Source organism: Salinispora sp. CH2A1_6 (assembly GCF_056820975.1).
In genome coordinates, this window is record NZ_JBXEDG010000017.1 from 1 (window position 1) to 16972 (window position 16972).

At 65.6% G+C, this 16972-nt stretch carries 25 protein-coding genes; 9 read left to right on the forward strand and 16 right to left on the reverse strand.

Annotated features, from left to right (window positions below; translation table 11 throughout):
- Positions 1-357 precede the first annotated feature (357 nt).
- Entirely contained in the window at positions 358-936 is a 579-nt protein-coding gene (locus AC1UKG_RS24190) for a hypothetical protein (protein ID WP_482641962.1), read from the forward strand.
- Here AC1UKG_RS24190 and AC1UKG_RS24195 read toward each other — a convergent pair.
- From AC1UKG_RS24195 to AC1UKG_RS24205, 3 genes are all read right to left on the reverse strand, one after another.
- Positions 891-1247, reverse strand: a complete 357-nt coding sequence (locus tag AC1UKG_RS24195) for a hypothetical protein (RefSeq protein ID WP_482641961.1) — start codon at positions 1245-1247, stop codon at positions 891-893. The genes AC1UKG_RS24190 and AC1UKG_RS24195 overlap by 46 nt on opposite strands.
- 9 nt (positions 1248-1256) lie before the next feature.
- Positions 1257-1586, reverse strand: a complete 330-nt coding sequence (locus AC1UKG_RS24200) for a hypothetical protein (protein WP_482641960.1) — start codon at positions 1584-1586, stop codon at positions 1257-1259.
- A 528-nt stretch (positions 1587-2114) separates the two neighbouring features.
- Positions 2115-2783, reverse strand: a complete 669-nt coding sequence (locus tag AC1UKG_RS24205; RefSeq protein ID WP_475891122.1) for a DUF3800 domain-containing protein — start codon at positions 2781-2783, stop codon at positions 2115-2117.
- Positions 2784-3264: 481 nt separating this feature from the next.
- Between AC1UKG_RS24205 and AC1UKG_RS24210 the strand changes: the two genes are divergently transcribed.
- Entirely contained in the window at positions 3265-3663 is a 399-nt protein-coding gene (locus AC1UKG_RS24210; RefSeq protein WP_482641959.1) for a hypothetical protein, read from the forward strand.
- A 46-nt stretch (positions 3664-3709) separates the two neighbouring features.
- Here AC1UKG_RS24210 and AC1UKG_RS24215 read toward each other — a convergent pair whose 3' ends face one another.
- The 6 genes from AC1UKG_RS24215 to AC1UKG_RS24240 form a co-directional block, all read right to left on the reverse strand.
- Positions 3710-4144, reverse strand: coding sequence for a hypothetical protein (locus AC1UKG_RS24215; RefSeq protein WP_482641958.1), 435 nt, complete (start codon positions 4142-4144; stop codon positions 3710-3712).
- A 16-nt stretch (positions 4145-4160) separates the two neighbouring features.
- Positions 4161-5471 carry a PBSX family phage terminase large subunit gene (locus AC1UKG_RS24220; protein ID WP_482641957.1) on the reverse strand — a complete coding sequence of 437 codons (1311 nt, stop codon included), beginning with the start codon at positions 5469-5471 and terminating at the stop codon, positions 4161-4163.
- Complete coding sequence (locus tag AC1UKG_RS24225; RefSeq protein WP_475891127.1) at positions 5471-6019, reverse strand: hypothetical protein; 549 nt, start codon at positions 6017-6019, stop codon at positions 5471-5473. Before AC1UKG_RS24225 ends, AC1UKG_RS24220 begins: the two co-directional genes overlap by 1 nt.
- 3 nt (positions 6020-6022) lie before the next feature.
- Positions 6023-6454: a phage terminase small subunit P27 family gene (locus AC1UKG_RS24230; protein WP_018219129.1), complete on the reverse strand. Its 432-nt coding sequence runs from the start codon at positions 6452-6454 to the stop codon at positions 6023-6025.
- Positions 6455-6587: 133 nt separating this feature from the next.
- Positions 6588-7004, reverse strand: a complete 417-nt coding sequence (locus AC1UKG_RS24235) for a hypothetical protein (protein ID WP_482642036.1) — start codon at positions 7002-7004, stop codon at positions 6588-6590.
- Complete coding sequence (locus AC1UKG_RS24240) at positions 7004-7852, reverse strand: hypothetical protein (protein WP_482642035.1); 849 nt, start codon at positions 7850-7852, stop codon at positions 7004-7006. The genes AC1UKG_RS24235 and AC1UKG_RS24240 overlap by 1 nt, the downstream gene beginning before the upstream one ends.
- Positions 7853-8456: 604 nt before the next feature.
- Between AC1UKG_RS24240 and AC1UKG_RS24245 the strand changes: the two genes are divergently transcribed.
- From AC1UKG_RS24245 to AC1UKG_RS24260, 4 genes are all read left to right on the forward strand, one after another.
- Entirely contained in the window at positions 8457-8642 is a 186-nt protein-coding gene (locus tag AC1UKG_RS24245; RefSeq protein ID WP_482642034.1) for a hypothetical protein, read from the forward strand.
- 209 nt (positions 8643-8851) lie between these two features.
- Positions 8852-9208 carry a hypothetical protein gene (locus AC1UKG_RS24250; RefSeq protein WP_482642033.1) on the forward strand — a complete coding sequence of 119 codons (357 nt, stop codon included), beginning with the start codon at positions 8852-8854 and terminating at the stop codon, positions 9206-9208.
- 164 nt (positions 9209-9372) lie between these two features.
- Positions 9373-9855, forward strand: a complete 483-nt coding sequence (locus tag AC1UKG_RS24255) for a PadR family transcriptional regulator (protein ID WP_482642032.1) — start codon at positions 9373-9375, stop codon at positions 9853-9855.
- Between the two features lie 117 nt (positions 9856-9972).
- Complete coding sequence (locus AC1UKG_RS24260) at positions 9973-10335, forward strand: hypothetical protein (protein WP_482642031.1); 363 nt, start codon at positions 9973-9975, stop codon at positions 10333-10335.
- 133 nt (positions 10336-10468) lie between these two features.
- Here AC1UKG_RS24260 and AC1UKG_RS24265 read toward each other — a convergent pair whose 3' ends face one another.
- Positions 10469-11293, reverse strand: coding sequence for a hypothetical protein (locus AC1UKG_RS24265; protein WP_482642030.1), 825 nt, complete (start codon positions 11291-11293; stop codon positions 10469-10471).
- 1086 nt (positions 11294-12379) lie between these two features.
- Here AC1UKG_RS24265 and AC1UKG_RS24270 point away from each other — a divergent pair.
- Entirely contained in the window at positions 12380-12607 is a 228-nt protein-coding gene (locus tag AC1UKG_RS24270; protein ID WP_475891143.1) for a hypothetical protein, read from the forward strand.
- Positions 12608-12766: 159 nt separating this feature from the next.
- Here the strand turns inward: AC1UKG_RS24270 and AC1UKG_RS24275 are convergent, their stop codons facing one another.
- Positions 12767-13075 (reverse strand): hypothetical protein, encoded by a 309-nt coding sequence (locus tag AC1UKG_RS24275; RefSeq protein ID WP_482642029.1) that lies wholly within the window; start codon positions 13073-13075, stop codon positions 12767-12769.
- 162 nt (positions 13076-13237) lie between these two features.
- Between AC1UKG_RS24275 and AC1UKG_RS24280 the strand changes: the two genes are divergently transcribed.
- Positions 13238-13447 carry a DUF397 domain-containing protein gene (locus tag AC1UKG_RS24280; protein ID WP_475891147.1) on the forward strand — a complete coding sequence of 70 codons (210 nt, stop codon included), beginning with the start codon at positions 13238-13240 and terminating at the stop codon, positions 13445-13447.
- A 136-nt stretch (positions 13448-13583) separates the two neighbouring features.
- Here the strand turns inward: AC1UKG_RS24280 and AC1UKG_RS24285 are convergent, their stop codons facing one another.
- The 4 genes from AC1UKG_RS24285 to AC1UKG_RS24300 form a co-directional block, all read right to left on the reverse strand.
- A complete protein-coding gene (locus AC1UKG_RS24285; RefSeq protein ID WP_475891149.1) occupies positions 13584-13889 on the reverse strand; it encodes a hypothetical protein in 306 nt (101 codons plus the stop codon).
- Between the two features lie 3 nt (positions 13890-13892).
- Positions 13893-14198 carry a hypothetical protein gene (locus AC1UKG_RS24290; protein ID WP_475891151.1) on the reverse strand — a complete coding sequence of 102 codons (306 nt, stop codon included), beginning with the start codon at positions 14196-14198 and terminating at the stop codon, positions 13893-13895.
- A gap of 130 nt (positions 14199-14328) precedes the next feature.
- Positions 14329-15420, reverse strand: a complete 1092-nt coding sequence (locus AC1UKG_RS24295; protein ID WP_482642028.1) for a hypothetical protein — start codon at positions 15418-15420, stop codon at positions 14329-14331.
- Positions 15417-15539, reverse strand: a complete 123-nt coding sequence (locus AC1UKG_RS24300) for a hypothetical protein (RefSeq protein ID WP_475891154.1) — start codon at positions 15537-15539, stop codon at positions 15417-15419. The genes AC1UKG_RS24295 and AC1UKG_RS24300 overlap by 4 nt, the downstream gene beginning before the upstream one ends.
- A gap of 206 nt (positions 15540-15745) precedes the next feature.
- Between AC1UKG_RS24300 and AC1UKG_RS24305 the strand changes: the two genes are divergently transcribed.
- A complete protein-coding gene (locus AC1UKG_RS24305; protein ID WP_482642027.1) occupies positions 15746-16003 on the forward strand; it encodes a hypothetical protein in 258 nt (85 codons plus the stop codon).
- Positions 16004-16222: 219 nt separating this feature from the next.
- On the opposite strand, the gene AC1UKG_RS24310 is transcribed toward AC1UKG_RS24305, so the two are convergent.
- Entirely contained in the window at positions 16223-16486 is a 264-nt protein-coding gene (locus tag AC1UKG_RS24310; RefSeq protein ID WP_482643235.1) for a hypothetical protein, read from the reverse strand.
- Positions 16487-16972 lie beyond the last annotated feature (486 nt).

The following is a 16972-nucleotide window of genomic DNA, read 5'->3' on the forward strand; positions in this document are numbered from 1 at the left end:
CGTGGTAGTTGGTGCGTAGGGCGTCGGCTGCTGCGCGCCAGCAGGTGTCGGGGGTGGGGATGTCGTGGGGTGGCGGGGTGGGTGTTGGTTCGGTGGTGGTGGGGGTGGTGGTGCCTCGGATGATGGGCATGGCGAGCACGACCCTTCTTGTGAGGTTTTAACGGTTTTGTGTGGTTCTGCGTATTTCCTCGGACACCATAATGGTCATTATGATGTAAAGCGGTTCCTGTGAATTCGCTGGGCAAAGTTGACCTTTGTTCTGGCTTGGCGCAACCTGATGCGGCTCAGTGACGTTGACGCCATGGATCGGTGGATCGGATACCGTCTCAGTGAACGTGATGCCGTAGCGTCGAGCCGATGACCGCCGTACCGAACCCGTATCCGGACCCGCCACAGCATCCGACGACATTCGTCGACGCGCAAAAGGTCAACCCGCTGGACTTGGCACGCCGCGTCGGTGACGTGCTCCGCTGGCTCGGGGACACGACCTCCCTGCCCACCGACGTCCCGCCCGGCGACCTGCGGCGCGTGCAGCGGCTGGGCCTAGAGTTGGAACACCTCGCGACCGTTCGCGCCCTGCACCACACCCTCGGCCGCAGCACAGCGAACCGGATCCACGCCGCCGTGATCAGCGGTGCCACGGCCGAGCAGGTCACGCTCGCCACTGGGCTCAGCCTCACCGAGGTCACGGCGATTTGGACCACGTGGTCGGACGGCCAACGCCAACTCGAACGCGATCTGCCGCACTTGTCGCAGCACACCGCGGCCTACGACTATGTAGCCGCCGTCCTCGCCGCCGGTTTTACGACCGAGGCCGCGTCTGACGACCCTGAGGACGGCGGGGCGCAACGTGAGCACGACGATCTAAATCGAACCGTTGACACGCCCTCTCAGCAGAAATCGACGGCCAGCCACCGCCGCCCTTCCAGGTCGTAGTAGAGCCACCGCCGCCCTTCCAGGTCGTAGTAGCCGTCGCCATCGGAATGAGTGGTGGCCTCGCACTCGACCCACGAGGGGGTCCGTGAACTCTTGGCGGCGATGGCCACCATTTCGTCACGGGTGACCGGGTCTCCGGACTCGGACACGATCTCGCCCTGGTCGAGCTGATCAAGCCACGCTTCGTAGTCGGTGACATTCCGATCGCGGTGTGCGCGGAAAGTGAACGTTCCGGCGGCGTGCTGGCCGAGATGGATGCCCTCACCGTCGTCGGGGGTGTTGGCGATGCGAACGTAGTAGTTGGTCGACATCGCGGTCTCCTAGCTTGGGCCGGTGGTCAGTGTCGCGAGATGCTGACGGTCGTCCTCGGTGAACGTCGTCTCGATGGCGGCCAGTAGGCCGCCGTAGGTGTGTCGGGCGACACCGGCTTCTTCCACCAGGTCAACGGCGTTGCGGATTCGGCGGCCGAGGTCCCGCCGATCGAGCCACCACTTAGGGTCTGTCACCCGTAGTGCCGCCGCGACGTAGATTGCGGCGATGTCCTCGGCGCGCGGGTGCCCGGCGTGCCGGTAGTCTTCCTCGCCTAGGGTTCCAGCGAATCCCAGCTCTCTGGGCGGGTCGCAGACCCTCGCGACGATCTCAGCGACCATCGAAGGGCGTGTACGTACTGCTCGGCGTTGGAGCGGCGAGCAGTGGCGGCCCCCATGTGGGTCGGGTCTTGGTCCAGGTCGATGATCTTCACTGCGCCCTCCTCTTGTCGATTGCTCGATCAAAGCATAGGACGACAGTAGTTGACAAGCAACCATTGACAGCTTCTAAGTGTCCCTGTTTCGGTTGGGCCGCCGCATGAGGGAGGGCGGCACCCCCTTGGCTTCGTGGGCTCCAGGGTGCCGCCCGCCTGCATCAACACCTGTAGCGCAGGTTTCAGCGAACACAACGAACGTGAGACGGACAAGGTTTCGGGCTAGAGGGAGCGGGTTCGCGACATCACGTTCCGTGTTCAGCTCGGGTGTCTGCGGGGTGTGAGTAGTAACCGTGCGTGAATTTCCGACAAGGATGGCGCTTTGGGCTTCCCGTCGGAGATTTCCGCGCTACCGTAGGGGTCTGCGCGACCCCGTTTGACGAAAGAGCCCCGGGGCTCTGGCCATGAAGCCTAGTTGGACGGGGGTTCGTGCTTTCTAGTAGTAGTGCTCGGTCCCAGACGCCCACAGGTCGTACACGTGGCGGATCTTGGGCTGGATGATCTCGTAGTACTGGCCGTCGTCGCGCTCCCTCAAGCGTGTGACCGCCCATGTGCAGTAGTCAGCAGCCTGTAGGGCGAAGTCCGAGCTGCACGGCCAGAACGCCAGCGAGCGCTTGACCCGGTAGGGCAGGCACTGAGTCAGCACCGCCTCGATGCCTCCCCGGAAGGCTTTCCGTGTTCGTTTGGTGCCCAGCTCGGCCGCGACGATGAGGGCTTCGTCGTCGGCCGCGAACGTCCGCGGTGCGACGTACTTGAGGTGGTAGTACCAGGCGTAGCGGAAGAACGTGGCGTGGTCCTGGCGGATGTGAGGCTGTGCCTTCGACTTTTCGAGCAGGGTGATGTCGAACTGGAAGTCCAGGGTCGACAACAGCTTGAAGACGTTCAGGCGTACCTCAGGCGTGTCGTTCGTGGCATGGAAGCAGGAGTCGAGGCCGTGGTTACGGAAGGCCAGCTCATCACGCAGATGTCCGAGAGCCGCCCGCAACCCCGATAGCTCGGACTCGTCAATGGCGAGGGTTCCGACAGCGAAGAAACGTGAAAGGTTTGGTCCCTTTTTGAAGTTAAGATCACCGCTCTCGTCTGAGAACAAGAATCGTCGGGCCACAGCTACTCCAGCTACTCCGAGGCGAGGAAGGAGAAAAGGGGGCTTCATCTTAGTAGTGCCTGGCCGGTTACGGTTCGCTGAACACGCGGTGTCGCGTGTGCTCCGGGCGTCATGCCGTTACCTGCCACGCTGAGCCTACCCCTTGCTGCAACACCCCCTGCTGTAGCTCTGTGTATGGTCCGGTTCGCGGGCTCCCTTTAGGCGGGTCGGGGAACATGTCGGTAGATGATCTTTTGGGGTCCTGTGGGTCCTCGGACGCGTCCACCTCAGCGGAGGGCGGCTGGCCACGCCCTTGCGGTGGTTGCTGCGTGCAGGGCTGGCAGTGGGTTGTGGGTGGTCGTGGGGTGAGCGGCCAGGCACGAAACCCGGGACAGAATAAGTAGCAAAATAATGCTTGAAGATTTTTAGTGTACTGGTTATGATGGTGGCGACAGGGTGGGAACCTGACCCCCGCCCTCCTACCGGAAAAGGGGACACGAGGATGACCAGCCCCGTACACGCCTTCGCCCCCGGCTGCACGCTCGACGTGCGCTCAGGGGTAGCCGGCAAACGTGCACTGCGGCTACTAGTACGGGAGCGACGCGACAACCCGAACGACACCGTGACCGCGTGGGGGAATGTAGTCCGCAAAGACGGCCAGCCTGGCCGAACCACCGCAGTCACGCTGGGCACCGGCGACCACTTCGCCGTAGTCCTCAATCCGTTCGACGTGGTTGCCAACGGCACCACCTCCGCCGGAGCCGGCTACACCGTGGCCCGCAAGGGCAACACAGTGACGGTGTGGGTCGACCGGCGCGGTAGCCGCGTCTTCCCCTGCGCCGACGATGCGGAAGCCACCATCAAACTCCACGAGATCGTCACGCGGCTGGACAAGCGCTAAGCCCTGCACTCGTCTAGGCGAGCACACGACCGCTCAGTTCCGGTCGTCACGCTGCCCAGACAACCTCGTCGGGTGCCCCATACCCCTCGGACACCGTCACCCGACCCGGGGCGATCCACATGTAAGTTTTCATCGGCAGGTCAAACATGCTCACCGACAGCCCGGCACGCGTCGCGGCTTCGGCCAGCACCGAATCTATCCCGTAGTCGCAGTGAATCGTCAGCCACGCGAAGTCCTGCTGAGGTGCCTCCCCCCTGAGATGTTCATCGACCAGCGTGGCCAAAGCGTCGGCGAAGCGGTCGGCCTGGGCGGGGGCGAAGCGTTGCCGCAACATCGCGGACGCCACGTTGACGGTCGCGGTCGCAGCCCGTTCCGCGGCGTCCCGGCCGCCCAGATCGTGGCGTGTGTCGTTGGTGAGCTTGTCAGCCCACCATGCGGCGGCGGCGCGGGCCTCAGGTTTCGGGTCGATGGGGGTCTCCACGAGCGTCAGTCTGGCACTACGAGCCAACCGTGGTGGGCAGCGGTACCGGGTCGGTGATGCGGTAGCGCCACATGGCCTCAGTCGTCACGGCGGCGTACCGGCCGGCGTCGAGAGCGTGGTCAGCGGCTTTGATGGGGGCGTCGAAACCGGCTTCGGCGGCGGTGGGGTCCCAGCTGTAGCCGGGGATCTCGTTGATCCAACCCGTGCAGGAGGCATGAACGCGCAGACGGCCGGTGGCCAGCAGCGACGAGACGGTGCGGATGCCGCGCATGACCTCGTTGTTGGCAAGCACGGCGTTGATGCCGTCCTTGTAGAGCTGGATACGAAACGACGCGGCGCTTGGGTCCACGATCGTCCATTGCGGTGATACTCCGCGTTGCCGGGTGTGGGGCTGCTCGATGCCGGCCAGGAAGTCGCGTAGCTGCTCGCTGTACTCGTGGTCGGACAGCTCCCGGCGGCGGGCCTTGGAGTCGTAGTAGTACTCGTTGGTCAGGTACAGGATGCCGTCGCGTCCGAGGCCGAGCACTTCGGCGGCGAAGGGGTTGACCGTGCCGTAGTCGATACCGAGTCCGAGGTAGGCGTCGATCGGTGGTAGCTCGGTGACGACGTGGTACGACGGGGTCCACGAGGAGTAGACCGCGCCCTCGGCCAGGCACCACCGGCCGAGGATGAACCGGTCGTAGAACAGGCCCGTGTACTCCGTCTTCACGGCCGCCTTGTAGTCCTCGGTGAGAGACGGGTTGTCGTCCAGGACGAAGTGCCATTGGTGCATGTCCAGGCTGTCTGCGCGGAGCATGAAGTTCTTGCGGACCCAGTGGGAGGGGCCGTCGGGGTTGGTGGTGGCCAGCAGTTTGGCGCCGGGGACCCGTAGCCGGCTGAGGCACATCGTGAAGAACGCCTCAGGGATCAGGGTCAGCTCGTCGACGTAGATCAGGGCCGCGGTCGCGCCGCGGATGCGGCCTTCTGCCCGTACGTCGGATGCGCCGATGAGGTGCACGGTGCGGCCGAAAATCGTGGCGGTGGTCGCGCCTCGGGTGTGGGAGATGTAGCGGGCGAACGGGCCGAACGGTCCGGCGGGCTGCATCAACACCTCGATGATGTTGCGTTCCACGGTTTGTAGGGAGCGGCCGACGATGAAGATGAGGCCGTTGTCGGGGGCCCGGACGACAGCGAAGAGCAGCGCGAGTAGCGAGGCGATCGTTTTGCCGGAGGAGACGGCTCCGCTCCACAGGTTGATGCGTGCGGTGCACTCCATGATCGAGCGGATCTGTTTGCGGGACATGATCTGGCAGATGCCGGTGAGGTCGATTCCGTGGCGGGACGGCATCAGGGCTCCATGGTGTCGGGACCGCTGTCGGGGCTGGTCGGTGCTTCGTCCTCTGCGACGATGCGGTGGTAGGCCAGCCCGAGCGCGCCGAACAGGTCGTTGACCATGCTCTTGCCCACCACTGCGCCCTCGTCGCTGTCGTGCTTTTCGAGGGTGAGGGCCTTGTCGACCGTGATGGCCAGGGAGGTGTAGGCGGCCTGCTGGTCACGTAGCGGGGGCAGCTTGGTCGTGACCAGTTCGGGACCGGTCGGTCCGGAGACGACCTGCGTGTAGGGGTCCCAGGCGCGGGCGCGGAGGCGCTGCGCGTCGTCGTAGAGCTGGGCGATCAGTGTGGCGCGTGCGGCCTTGGCGTCGAACGCGCGCGCACGCGCGCCTTTTTCGGCGTGCGACCGGTCGAAGGCGGTGTCGCCGACGGCTTCGCGGGCGATCTTGGTCACGGTGGAGGTGGCCACGCCGTGTTTCGCGGCGATCTTGTTGCGGGACAGGGTGTTGGTGTGGATGTCGGCGAGGATCGCGGCGCGTACCTCGTCGGGTAGTGGTGCTGGCACGGGCTACGGCTCGATCAGGTGGGGGATCGTGGAGCGGTTGTTCTTGCCGCCGGTGGGGTTGGTGTTGCGGGGGCGGTCTGCGGGGGTGAGGCCGAACTTTTGGGACCAGACTCTGATTTGGGCGTCGGCGCGGTCGCGGATTTTGAGGACGGGGTTTTCTACGAGGTTGCCGTGGGCGTCGGAGACGACGATGCCGGAGTCGGCGATGAGTTCGTCGGCGTCGTTGTAGGTGGTGATGGCGGTGCACAGCAGCCGGAAGGCGTGGGTGTCGACGGGGGCTAGTGCGACGGTGATGGTGGGGGCGAGGGCTTCCCAGACGGCGCGTACGGGGTCGGGGAGGTTTTCTGGGCAGGCCAAGGCGGCCCCAGCATCCGATCCCCCCGTGTGGTCGGTGCTGGGGCCGCCGTTGGCGGTACTGGTGGTGGTGTCGGCCATGGGGTGGTTAGTTCACCGGGCTTCCGGACAGGCCGCTCTGTGCGGTGCTCGCGGCCCGGCGGTTACGGCCGAACAGTCCTCGGGCGCGTTCGCCGACGCGCCCCATCGCGTTTCGGATGCGTTCGCGCATGGGTTATCCCTCCTTTGTCATGTCGATGCCGATACGGGCGGCCACCTCGTACCCGTCGAGGTATTTGTCTCCGATCTCGATGAGTGGGTGGCCGGTTTCCGCGCCCGCGAGGCGTAGGAATTCTTCTTTGTCTTCGCGGGTGCGGAAGCAGAGGGCCACCCAGTGCTCGGAGTCGGTGGCCGTGCGGACGCGGTGGTTTTCGGCGCGCATCCGGGCGCGGAAGCCCTCATCCAGGGCCGCGGTTTCGCGGGTGATGTCGGCTTCCACGTCGTCGCTGGGTTCGACGCCGGCGAGGGGGTCGGGTTCGGGTTCGGCCTTGAACCGTTGGGCTAGGTCGTGGACTTTGCGGAGTTTGCCGTTGGCGTTGGCGGCGCTGCCCTTGAGGCGGGCGGCGATCTCCTCGCGGGTGGGTTTGGCCATCAGCGGGTCACCTTCGGGTACGGGGGTTTGGGTTGCGATAGGTCCATCAGGGCCAGGTCCACGAGGGGGAACCATGCCTGGATGCGGGCGAAGTCGTCGGGGAAGCGGTCGCGGATCGGTCGGGTGAAGCGGGCGTCGAGGCCGTCGAAGGAGCGGCCGAACATGTCGTAGTCGACGCTGAGGTGGATGCCTTCCTGCTCGATGGCGGTCATGACGTGGTACTTGCGCCAGTCCCAGATGGGATGGAGTTTGCGGTGGTTGTGGTTGCGGGGGCCGTGGGAGGCCATCGCGATGCGTCGCATGGGGGAGTCGGCGGCGCGGACGCCGTCGCAGACCCAGGCGTCGGCGGGTAGGCCGCAGTGCTCGCGGGCGATCTGCACGACGTGGTGGTAGTCGGGGACGGGGAGGTTCGCGGCGTCGATGACGGCGCATCGTTCGGGGGGTTGGTAGGTGTAGTGGTGCAGCCAGCGGTAGAAGCTGGGGTTAAGGAGCCGCAGGATGCGGGTGCCGAATTCGCGTTGGAACCATTCCTCGCAGTAGTCGAGGTATTCGTCTACGAAGGCCAGGCCGCGGAGGCGGCCGTAGACGCGGTGTGACAGTGGGTGCGCGCCGGGGGCTGGTTGGGCGGCGGCGAGCGTGTAGGGCTGGTTCGGGTCGGGTACGAGGTGCATGTAGTAGGGGTAGACGCGGGCTCCGGCGTCGCGGAGGGCTATGGCGGTGGCCCATGCGTCTTTCCCGCCGGAGTGGGCGTGGACGACGTTCTTGTCTTTGAGGGAGGCGCGGATTTCTGCGCTGGTTTCTACTCCGTCGATGGCGGATACGGGTTTGCGGGGGTCGAACACGGTCATGCGTCACCCTCTCCGAGTCCTGTAAAAGGTGGGCGATGTTCCTTGTCGGTTTCTGATGCTGGGATTAGATTGTAGGGGATGGATTTTGAGGGGAGTTGGAACCCCTTAGCCAGTCCGAGAGGAAAGCCGCTAGGTATCTCGGCCCGGCGCGGGCCCCCCTTTCATGGGCTCGATGGTGGGCCGGACGCACGGCGAACGGAGAGGAGGTAGGTGTGGACACTGAGTGGAGGGGTGTAACCGCTCGGGGGGTGGAATGGTCGGTGCGGGTTGAGGGCGGCCGAACGGTTGTTCTGGTCTGTGGCGACAAGACGGTCCGGGGGACGGTTGATCCTGGCGGGGATGCGCGGGGTGCCGCTATGGCCCTGATTGGTGTGCTTGAGGGTCGGCACTAGTAGGGCCCGGTCACGGCCGGTGAGTCACCCCCCGATCCACGGTGGATCGGGGGGTGACTGCTGTCTACGGAGCTTCGGGGGCGAGTAGACGGACCCGCGAAACGAGGCCACTTAGAAACCTTGAAGAGACCCTTGACGACTTTTGCTGTCCGGGTTAAGGTAGTGGTATCCAGGGCGGGGAGCTGGACCCCGCCCCCACCTGAGGGGGAGCAGTGAACATCAAGCCCGGTGACATGATCAAGATTCAGGCGGAGAAGGGTTCCACTCCCATGATCATGGAGGTGCAGGCCGTCACCCTGACCGAGAACTGGCTGATGCTTCAGGGGGTGGTGGACAGTGAGGAAATCACGGTAATTGCGGATTCGGATACGGCACTCATGATTGCTCGCGCTTCCTGATCTGCACGGTTGCGCCCCCGCTCTGCGCACGCAGGGCGGGGGCGCAACCGTGTGCGCGGCGTTCCCCCGGGCCGCCCGGCCGCCACCTAAAGAACCCAAGTAAAAAGGATCGAAACCTTACTTGCGAACTTTTGATGTCCCGGTTAGAGTGTTTGGTGTGAGGCCGGGGGAGCTGGAACCCCCGACCCATCCCCGAAACGAGGTCGAACATGGAAATGTCGCTGCCAGTCCTCAATGATCTTGACCGCCTCCCGGCAGACCACCGGGTCACTCTCAGCCAGATCGGCAGATGGCAGCTAGCCAACCTCGGTGCTCGTGACTACCTGCACGATGACCCGAAAGGGGAGCTGCGATTCACCATTGGAATGGGTCCACGGACCGCGTTGGTGATCGTTGTCCTTCGGGGCGACGACACGTACGGCGTCGAGATCGGGCAGATGCGTCGGCGGCGAGGGGAAGCGCTTCGCTCGTGGAAGACCCTGAAGGTCTATGAGAGCGGCATCTACTGTGACGTACTCGGGGAGACCCTGAGGGAAATGTGGAACGAGGTGTTCTACGGCTCTTGAGCCTCACTGTATGAGGGGCGCTCTGCCGCCCCTCATACAGAGCCAGGATTAAGACAAAGGAACGATAGGACCATCGGGTCTCTTCTTGACTTGCCGCGTCGACGGCAACCGCCACCGACCGCCGCCTCTACTGCTTTCCGTAACCCTATGTAGAATACTTTCCCATGCGTGATGTCAGGGTCACTTTGGCGGTGGCAACCGTGCTACGCGTCTTCCTCGAAGAGGTAGGTGCGCTGCGGTACGGATACGAGTTAATGAAGCTCACCGGCTATCCCAGCGGCAAGCTTTACCCCATCCTGGCTCGACTCGCAGATGCAGGCTGGCTAAGCACGGAGATGGAGCACATCGATACCTCTACCGAGGGGCGACCTTCGCGACGGTGGTATCGCCTGACCGAGGACGGTACGGCGGCTAGCCGTCAGGCACTCGCCGCCCTATGGAAACCGAGCAGCACTGTGCCGCCCCGCTGGACGACTTCGGTCGGCCGGATTCGGGATGCACCGAGGTTCGCTGGCGCGGGCACCCGGAGTGGGACATCGGCTAAGGCCCCCCCGGTCGCGGCCGGTGAGTCACCCCCACTCCTCGCGAGGAGTGGGGGTGACTGCTGTCTGCGGGGGCCTCTGGGGCCAGGTGGGACACCCCTCTAAACGCGACCACTTAAAAGGATTCAAAGAACCCTTGACTACTTTTACTGTCCCGGTTAGTGTAGTGGGTGTCAAGGCGAGGTAGCTGGAACCTCGCCCCGCAGAGAAGGGCCTGGCCCAATGGCGACCCCGATCATCATCATTGACCTAGCCGATGCCGACGCGTACGAGCGTGACCACTACGGGTTCACGTACCGAGGAGTCTTTGTCCACGCGGTGAACGGCCCGGTGCATAACCCGGGGCATCCCCACCGGGTGCGGGTGGGCAGGACGCCGGAGGTCCTGCTTTGTGCGGAGTCATTTGTGGCGGCCCGGCGTGGAGCGGAGTGGACGGGCACCGGCACCTGGGAGAGCGGCCAACCTTTCGGCCCGGAGCTGAGGATCGGGGCGGAGGTCCGGCTGAGGTTTCCAAACGGGACCTTGAGCGATCTGTACCGGGTGGCCCCCCGTGACGCGGCTGACCCGGTGCTGATGCCGATCTGACCGGCTCGTGGGCAGCCTGTGTCCTAGGCACCCCGCGTGTGAACAAACAGTACAACACATGATCGCCCTGCCCGGCTTGTCCGGCAGGGCGATCACGTCCGCTGTCGCGGGTGGGGGAGGGTTTCGCGAGCGGTCAATCCCGCAGTCCAGTCGAGGCCGCCCGGACCGTGGCCAGCCACCCGGCGGGGTCGCGGGGCGGGACAGACATGCCCGAGACGATCCGATGGAGCGCCTCCGCGTGGCTGGAGTACCCGACCGCAGCAAGCTGCGCGCTGTCGCGTAGGACCAACGCGACAGCGAGGGTTTCGCTCGTCGACCAAGCCAGGTACCTTCCGCCGTGTGACTGCACGTGCTGGACCCGCCGCACGGTCTCCTTGCCGAACGTGTCGGTGACGAGGGGGTGTGCCTCATCCATCACCTTGACGCGACGCTCTAAGTCGTCCTGCTCGCGCTGGTGCGCTTCGTCCTCGGTTGCCAAGCGCCGGCAGCCCTTGGCGTGGCCGTCCTCGTTGTCCGACGGCCAGCCGTTGTACGGGCCGTTGTCGGTAATGCGCTCGCCGCAACCGTGGGGGCCGCCGCAGGCGAAGAACACGTACCGGTTATTGCTGTAGCGCGAGGCAGGCCCGGCGACCAGCTCGAATGCCCTCTCCCGCTGCACGTAGTCTGCGGACCACGAGATATCTAGCAGGAAGGCGATTTCGTCCCACGAGGAACCCTCGCCGCGTAGTTCCTTGGCGTACCTGTACGCCTGGGTCTGGGCCAGGCGAGCCACGGACAGCGCGGCGTGCACGCCGGCGAGGGGGCGCGGCTCGGGGAAGCTGTAGGTCGACTCCGGCCGGAGTTTGCGGGTGGTCATCTGGGCAGGCGGAACCGCCGCGCGCACCGCCTGGTCGACGAGCTGCCGGACGACGGTCATGTCCACCGTCGTGTCTTCGGTGGCGTTGCTGTTGGTGCTCACACGTTCCTCCCTGGTGTTGATGACGATGGTGTTGAGGGTACGGATGCCACTACGTGCCAGTGACCGGCAAACGATCTTCCCGGGGGGGTGTACCTAACGCCAACGCCGGAGATGTATGGCGTGGCTTCCCACGTACCGGGCTCGTTCTCGCCATTGCCGGAGGGGTGTACCCGCTGGGCCCAGCGGATCGCGGCCGCTTGCTCCTCTCGGTAGGAACGTATGGCCCGTTCCCGTGTCCCGTTCTCAGCGACTATGTATCCCAGTCTGCGCAGACGCACGCCAGAGTAGAGGGTGCCACTACTCAGGGTTTCGGCGAAAATTATGCTGCCGCCGGCTGAATTATGGCTTACCCCCACTAACCGGACCTTCGTCCGGAGTATTCCGTTGTTATGGCCATCCTCGATGAGGCGCACCGGCGACCCCTCAAGTGCCTCTACGACGTGGCGCACCATCCCGCCTCCCCACGTTCCTCGCCGCGCAGGTGAAGCGGCCAGAAGTGGGGGTGGGAAATCTTGGGGCTTGATCGTTTCCATGCGCCTGTCCTCTCGGTGGGGGTGAGCGGGATTCCAGCTCTCCCGCCTGACACCCATCACACTAACCAGACACTAAAAAGTAGTCAAGGATCCTTGCATACCTTTTAATGGTCTGCTTTAGTGGTGGGTGTGGGCGGAGTTGGAACCGCTCGCACGCCGAGAGGAGAGCCCCATGACCACGGCACACACCTGTCCACCACTGGTGCCTGCACGGCTCGCGCAGTACCTACGCGAGCGGGAGGACGCACGCGCGGCAACGCGCGCGGCGGTGAACGAAGCGATCCGACACCAGGGAGACACGCTGCGGGCAGAGGGGGAGGTTCCCTACCCGCGCCTAACGCCCGAACTGCATGGGCTACAGACCGAGTACGACCGGGCCTATCAGAGTGCCGCTAAGCAGGCCGCCCAGAAGGGCGGCCTGCTCGGTGCGAACCCGACGAAGGTAGCGGCTCTCTGGTCTGCTCACCGGCCGAACGGGACGTGTCCCGTGTGTGGCGCCACCCACGCGGGAAGTTGCTGAACCCCCAACGCCACACCGAAAGGAGGAGCCCCCGTGCGTGGCGAAATCATTGTCGACACCGCGAACGTCGAGGTGTTAGAGGTGCGAGGCCCGAACGACACCGCGTTCTGGGACGAGGTGATGGAGACGGATGCCGCCGGGCGGTACGCGGTGGTGTTCGGTTCGCTCGACGACGTGCTGATCCTGGTCGGACCGTTTGAACAACTCGGTAAGGTCTGTGCGAACCTGGGCGGCATCCTGGCCTCCACCCCAGCTCCTTAGTCAGGACGCATCGGGGTAGCGGCCCCGGTTGCGGGGGCGCTCACCGCCACGACGATCAGAAGGAAAGCCAACGGAAGCCCCCAAGGCCCCAGGCCCTGGGGGCTTCCGTCTACGTCCGCCTGTCGCTGTCACGTTGGCCGGCGGGCGGTTCGTGTGGCGTCAGTCTGCTTCGTGCGGGTGGCCTGTGGCGTTGAGGGCCGCGCGGACCTGCGCCACGGTGGGAACCTGCCAGGCGTGGGGGGCAGCGTGTCGGCGCCACGCCTCGAAGGCGGCGACGAGGGCCGGGAACTCTCTGCGGATCTTCGCCTGGACGTCGTAGCCGCCGGCCTCGCACGCGGCGAGTAGGTGCGCTGAGGCAGAGCCGGGCGTCTCTCCGAGTACCCGGGCCAGGGTGCGGGTGTCGGCCACCTGGTCAGTGGGGTGCAGGGGCGGCAGGTCGTCGGTCCAGCGGTCGCACAGGCCAGGCATGGTGGTCCCCTCGTGGGTCGGATCCTCTCGGTACATCCATCGTGGCTCTTTCCATGATCACAGTAGAAACTGTGTCACCTTGGCGACAGAGTGTGGCGATCGGGTGGCGGGAATCGTTGGCACCGAGAGGAATTCCCCCGACCCCGCTACAAGGAGCATGTCATGACAGCTCGCCCCAATATGTGGTTTAAGTCCTCTAAGAGTGGGCCCAACTGCGACAACTGCGTCGAGGTGAACTTCGGCGGCGTCGTCGTGGGGATGGCGGCCGTGCGCGACACGAAGGACCGGCAGGGTCCCGTGCTCATGGTCGATGTGGCGTCGGTGGCTACGGTCGGCCGCGCTGCCGCGGCCGGGAGGCTTGTAACCGTCTGACCTGGGGATGCCGTGCGGCCCGCGCCCCCGTACATGGGCGCGGGCCGCATCTTGCTCGGTGCGGAACACAAAAGGTCACACAGTAGACCTGGTGTGCTTTTACTGGGCTATCCAGTAGAGGAACCGCCCCCGGCGGTCACTCCAACATGACACGTTTGCGCCCTACCGGGCTCGCCCCGGTGTCGGCCTCCACCACGGCTACGCCGCCGGGGCCGCTCCACCGGCAGACCGACTCCCACCGCCCCGAGGACTGGTGTAGAAGGCGTGCCGGTGTGTCCGGGCTCGGCGGAACCGGCCAGCCCTTCGCGGCAGCCAACTCCCCCTTGGTGACCACCGCGAGCAGCCCACGCCGCCGCCAGTCGCGCAACCGCGCTGGCGTGACCTCCGGGAACCGCGCGCGGATGTCGGATGCCGTGACGTATTCCACGCCGTTGATCACCATCGCCTACACCAGCCCAATCATGCCGCCGGTGTCAGGCCGGCGGCCGTCCGGTAGACCGTCCGCCATGAATGGACGCAGCCAACCGGGGACCTGAGCGAACGTGTCGGCCTGGTGCGCCTGGTAGACCTGGCGGGCATGCTCACGGCACACGTCGAGGTAGTCGCCGGGTTTCCACCAACGGTCCGCGAGGTGGGCCAGACGGTGGAACACGAACGCGCTCGAAGCGGTGCGGGGACACCTCGGAGCCACGCAGTAGTGCCCCTCCGTGGCGCGTACCCGCAGTGCGTCGGCGATCGTTTCCGTGCTCACGAGCCCCCTCCCGTCTCCTGCCGTGTGCGGTGCTGGTTAGCTGCCGGCGGCAGCTCGGCGTTAATGGCGGCGAGGATCATGTAGGCGGCCTCCACGCGCTCGGCTAGGGGCACGTACCGTCGCGGCTCGATCATGATCGGCCTCCGTGCCCCTGGCGGGTGGTGGTCAGGGGAGCCGATCGGGTGCGCGTCACGCCACCGTGGCGGCCGTGCGCGAGCGCGGTCATGTCAACACCGAGGCGGGTGGCCAACCCGTCGGGGCCGCTCCACTCGGTCACGCCCCACCGATGGCGGCGGCCGGGCCAGCGCACGGCACGTCCACATCCGCAGTCAGGGCCGACGCAGCGACAGTCGCCGTTGAGGCAGTGCACCGACCACTGCATCTCATCCAGCGACGACACCTCGGCGTGCAGCTCCCGCAGTCCGCAGGCCGGGCATCTGGCCGGTAGGCGGCGTAGGTCCTCGGTGTCCACGCCGACCGTCGCGCGCGCTATGCGGTTGGCGCGTTCGAGGACGTGCCTGGCGTGGTCGGCCAGCTCGGCGTCGGTGACCCGGGGCAGTAGGTCAGCCAGGAGTCCGACGGCCGTGGTCATGATGGCGTCAGGCAGGTCGTAGGCGACGACCGCGACGGCCTCGCCGGCGTGGCAGTGCCGGCACGGTACCGGGTCCGGCACCCACGGCTGTTCGTCGGGGGAGCCGGCCGGGCGGGCTGGCCATGGCTGCCCGGCTGGCCACCAGCGCGGCGGCAGTGTGTGTCCGGTGCCCCGGCACGGTTGGCAGGTACCAACGAGCACATGCGTGCCCTGCCGGATCACCGGCCGGACCGTGGGCAGCTCGCAGGCGGTGAGGACAGCGGCGGTGAGCGCGGCGACGTCGGCGGCGATGCGGGCGCGGGCGTGCACCGCGGCGAGGTTCGTAGCGGCAGCGTGGGGGGCTGAGGGCACCCGTCCGCAGCGGATTGCCTTGGCGGCGGCCACGCGGTCTTTGTGCCACTGCTCGGCGCGGGCGTGTTCAGCGGCGGCGGCGATGGAGCGTTCGTGGCGGTAGGAGGGGGTGCCGGGGGTGCGGAACGCCGACAGCCACGGCCACGCGTCGCGCAGCTCGACTAGCCGGGCGACGGCCTCGGCGATGTGGTAGCCGGCATCATTGTTGGTGGTGGGAATCGGCGCGTAGATGGGTGCGCCGTGGCGGTGACGTGGTGCCCGGCGGCGGTGAACGCTCATTGGCGCTCACCGTCCGCGCGGTGCAGGTCGCGGCGGGCACCGTGCTGAGTTCCCGCTCCCACGGCGCGCATCGCCGCGACCTGCTCCCACGTACGCCGTTGGCCCCGTTTTGGTCCCATGGCGTCTCTCCGTAATGTCAATGCCAAAGAGGTACGCAGGGCAACGTTCGATGCGCGACGTGCTCGTGGGTTCCCGTCCACGGTTCGTCGCTGCCACAAGGACCCCGTTTGCCCCGCATCCACTGTGGTTCACACACACAGTATCGCGTGGATCGCAACGTGCAAAGGATCTCGGGTATGTGACGATCCACTTTATGGCCGATCGGATGAGTACCGAAGAGCGTGATAGGGCGTTCTGGGAGACGCTTCTGGACAGCAAGCGGTCCGGAGTCAAGCTCTCCATCGTGGAGATCGCCAGAGCGTCCGGGGCGAGCAAGTCGTTTGTGGCGGGCCGGCTGGGGGAGCTGCTATGCGCGGGGCTGGTTAACTATGCGCGGCATCCGGGAGGGGACCGTCAGCCCCCGGCGAACGTGTGGTGGCTGACCAGTTCGGGCCGCCGCTACGGCGAGCAGTCCCACCGGTAGAACAACAGCAGGAAGGGCCGGCGGGATCCGGCCCTTCCGCTTTTGAACCCGCCCCGTTCCTTGCGGTGCAAGGCGACGGATTGTCCTGTCAACAGAAGTCCCCGTTCATGGGCACGCGCTAGCACCCCCCAGCGCGGCGCGTAGCCAGAATGGTCTCTTAGTTGTGTTGGACGCCTGTCAGCCTAGCGCGTCACGTCGCCCGCCGCCCGCCGCCCGCCGTCAGGCGGTGTCGCGACGCCGGATCTCAGCATGAACTTTTGAGATTATTTGGTCGTATTCGACCACACGCCGACGCATCATGTTTGCCTGGTTCCGTGCATCGTCCGCCCCGGCGTCGGCGCGGGACGAGAGCGTTTCGGCGATGGATTCAAGGGCGGCGGCGTGCTCTTGGATCGACTGGCGCTTATCAGAAAGCGCCAGCTTGATTTCCTCAAGATCGCTGGTAGCGAACATCGGATCCTCATTCCTGGTGGCTTGGGTCATGTCTCGGTACGGGTTGGTCTTGGCGAGGGTTCCAGCCCTTTACCACTTGACCATAACAATCCAGTAGAAGATGTAAAGTAATGTTTGATTGTTTTTAAGTGGTCTGGTTTGTGTCTGTCTGGGCGCGCGCCCAACCCCCACCGACAGACAGTGAAACCGGGGCCGCCCCGGGCGGGCCCCGGTTCTACCGCCAGATACCCAAGGACATTTCGTAGTCTTCCTGGGCTCTCGCCGCCCAGTAGCCCTGGTCCTCTAGGTACCGCTCGCACGCGGCCTCAGCCTTGGCGACACCCTCGGTCCATTGGTCGTCTTCACTGAGGTAGCGAAGTTCGGCGTCGCACTCGCGCACTTGCGCGACGCTCTCGTGGCGGCCCTCGCAGTGACCGCACCGAATCGATGGCATCGCCATGATGGCTCCCTCTCGGTTGGTGTGTGAGGTTCCAGCCCCTCACCACTTGAGAATACCAACCCAACAGGAACTATCAA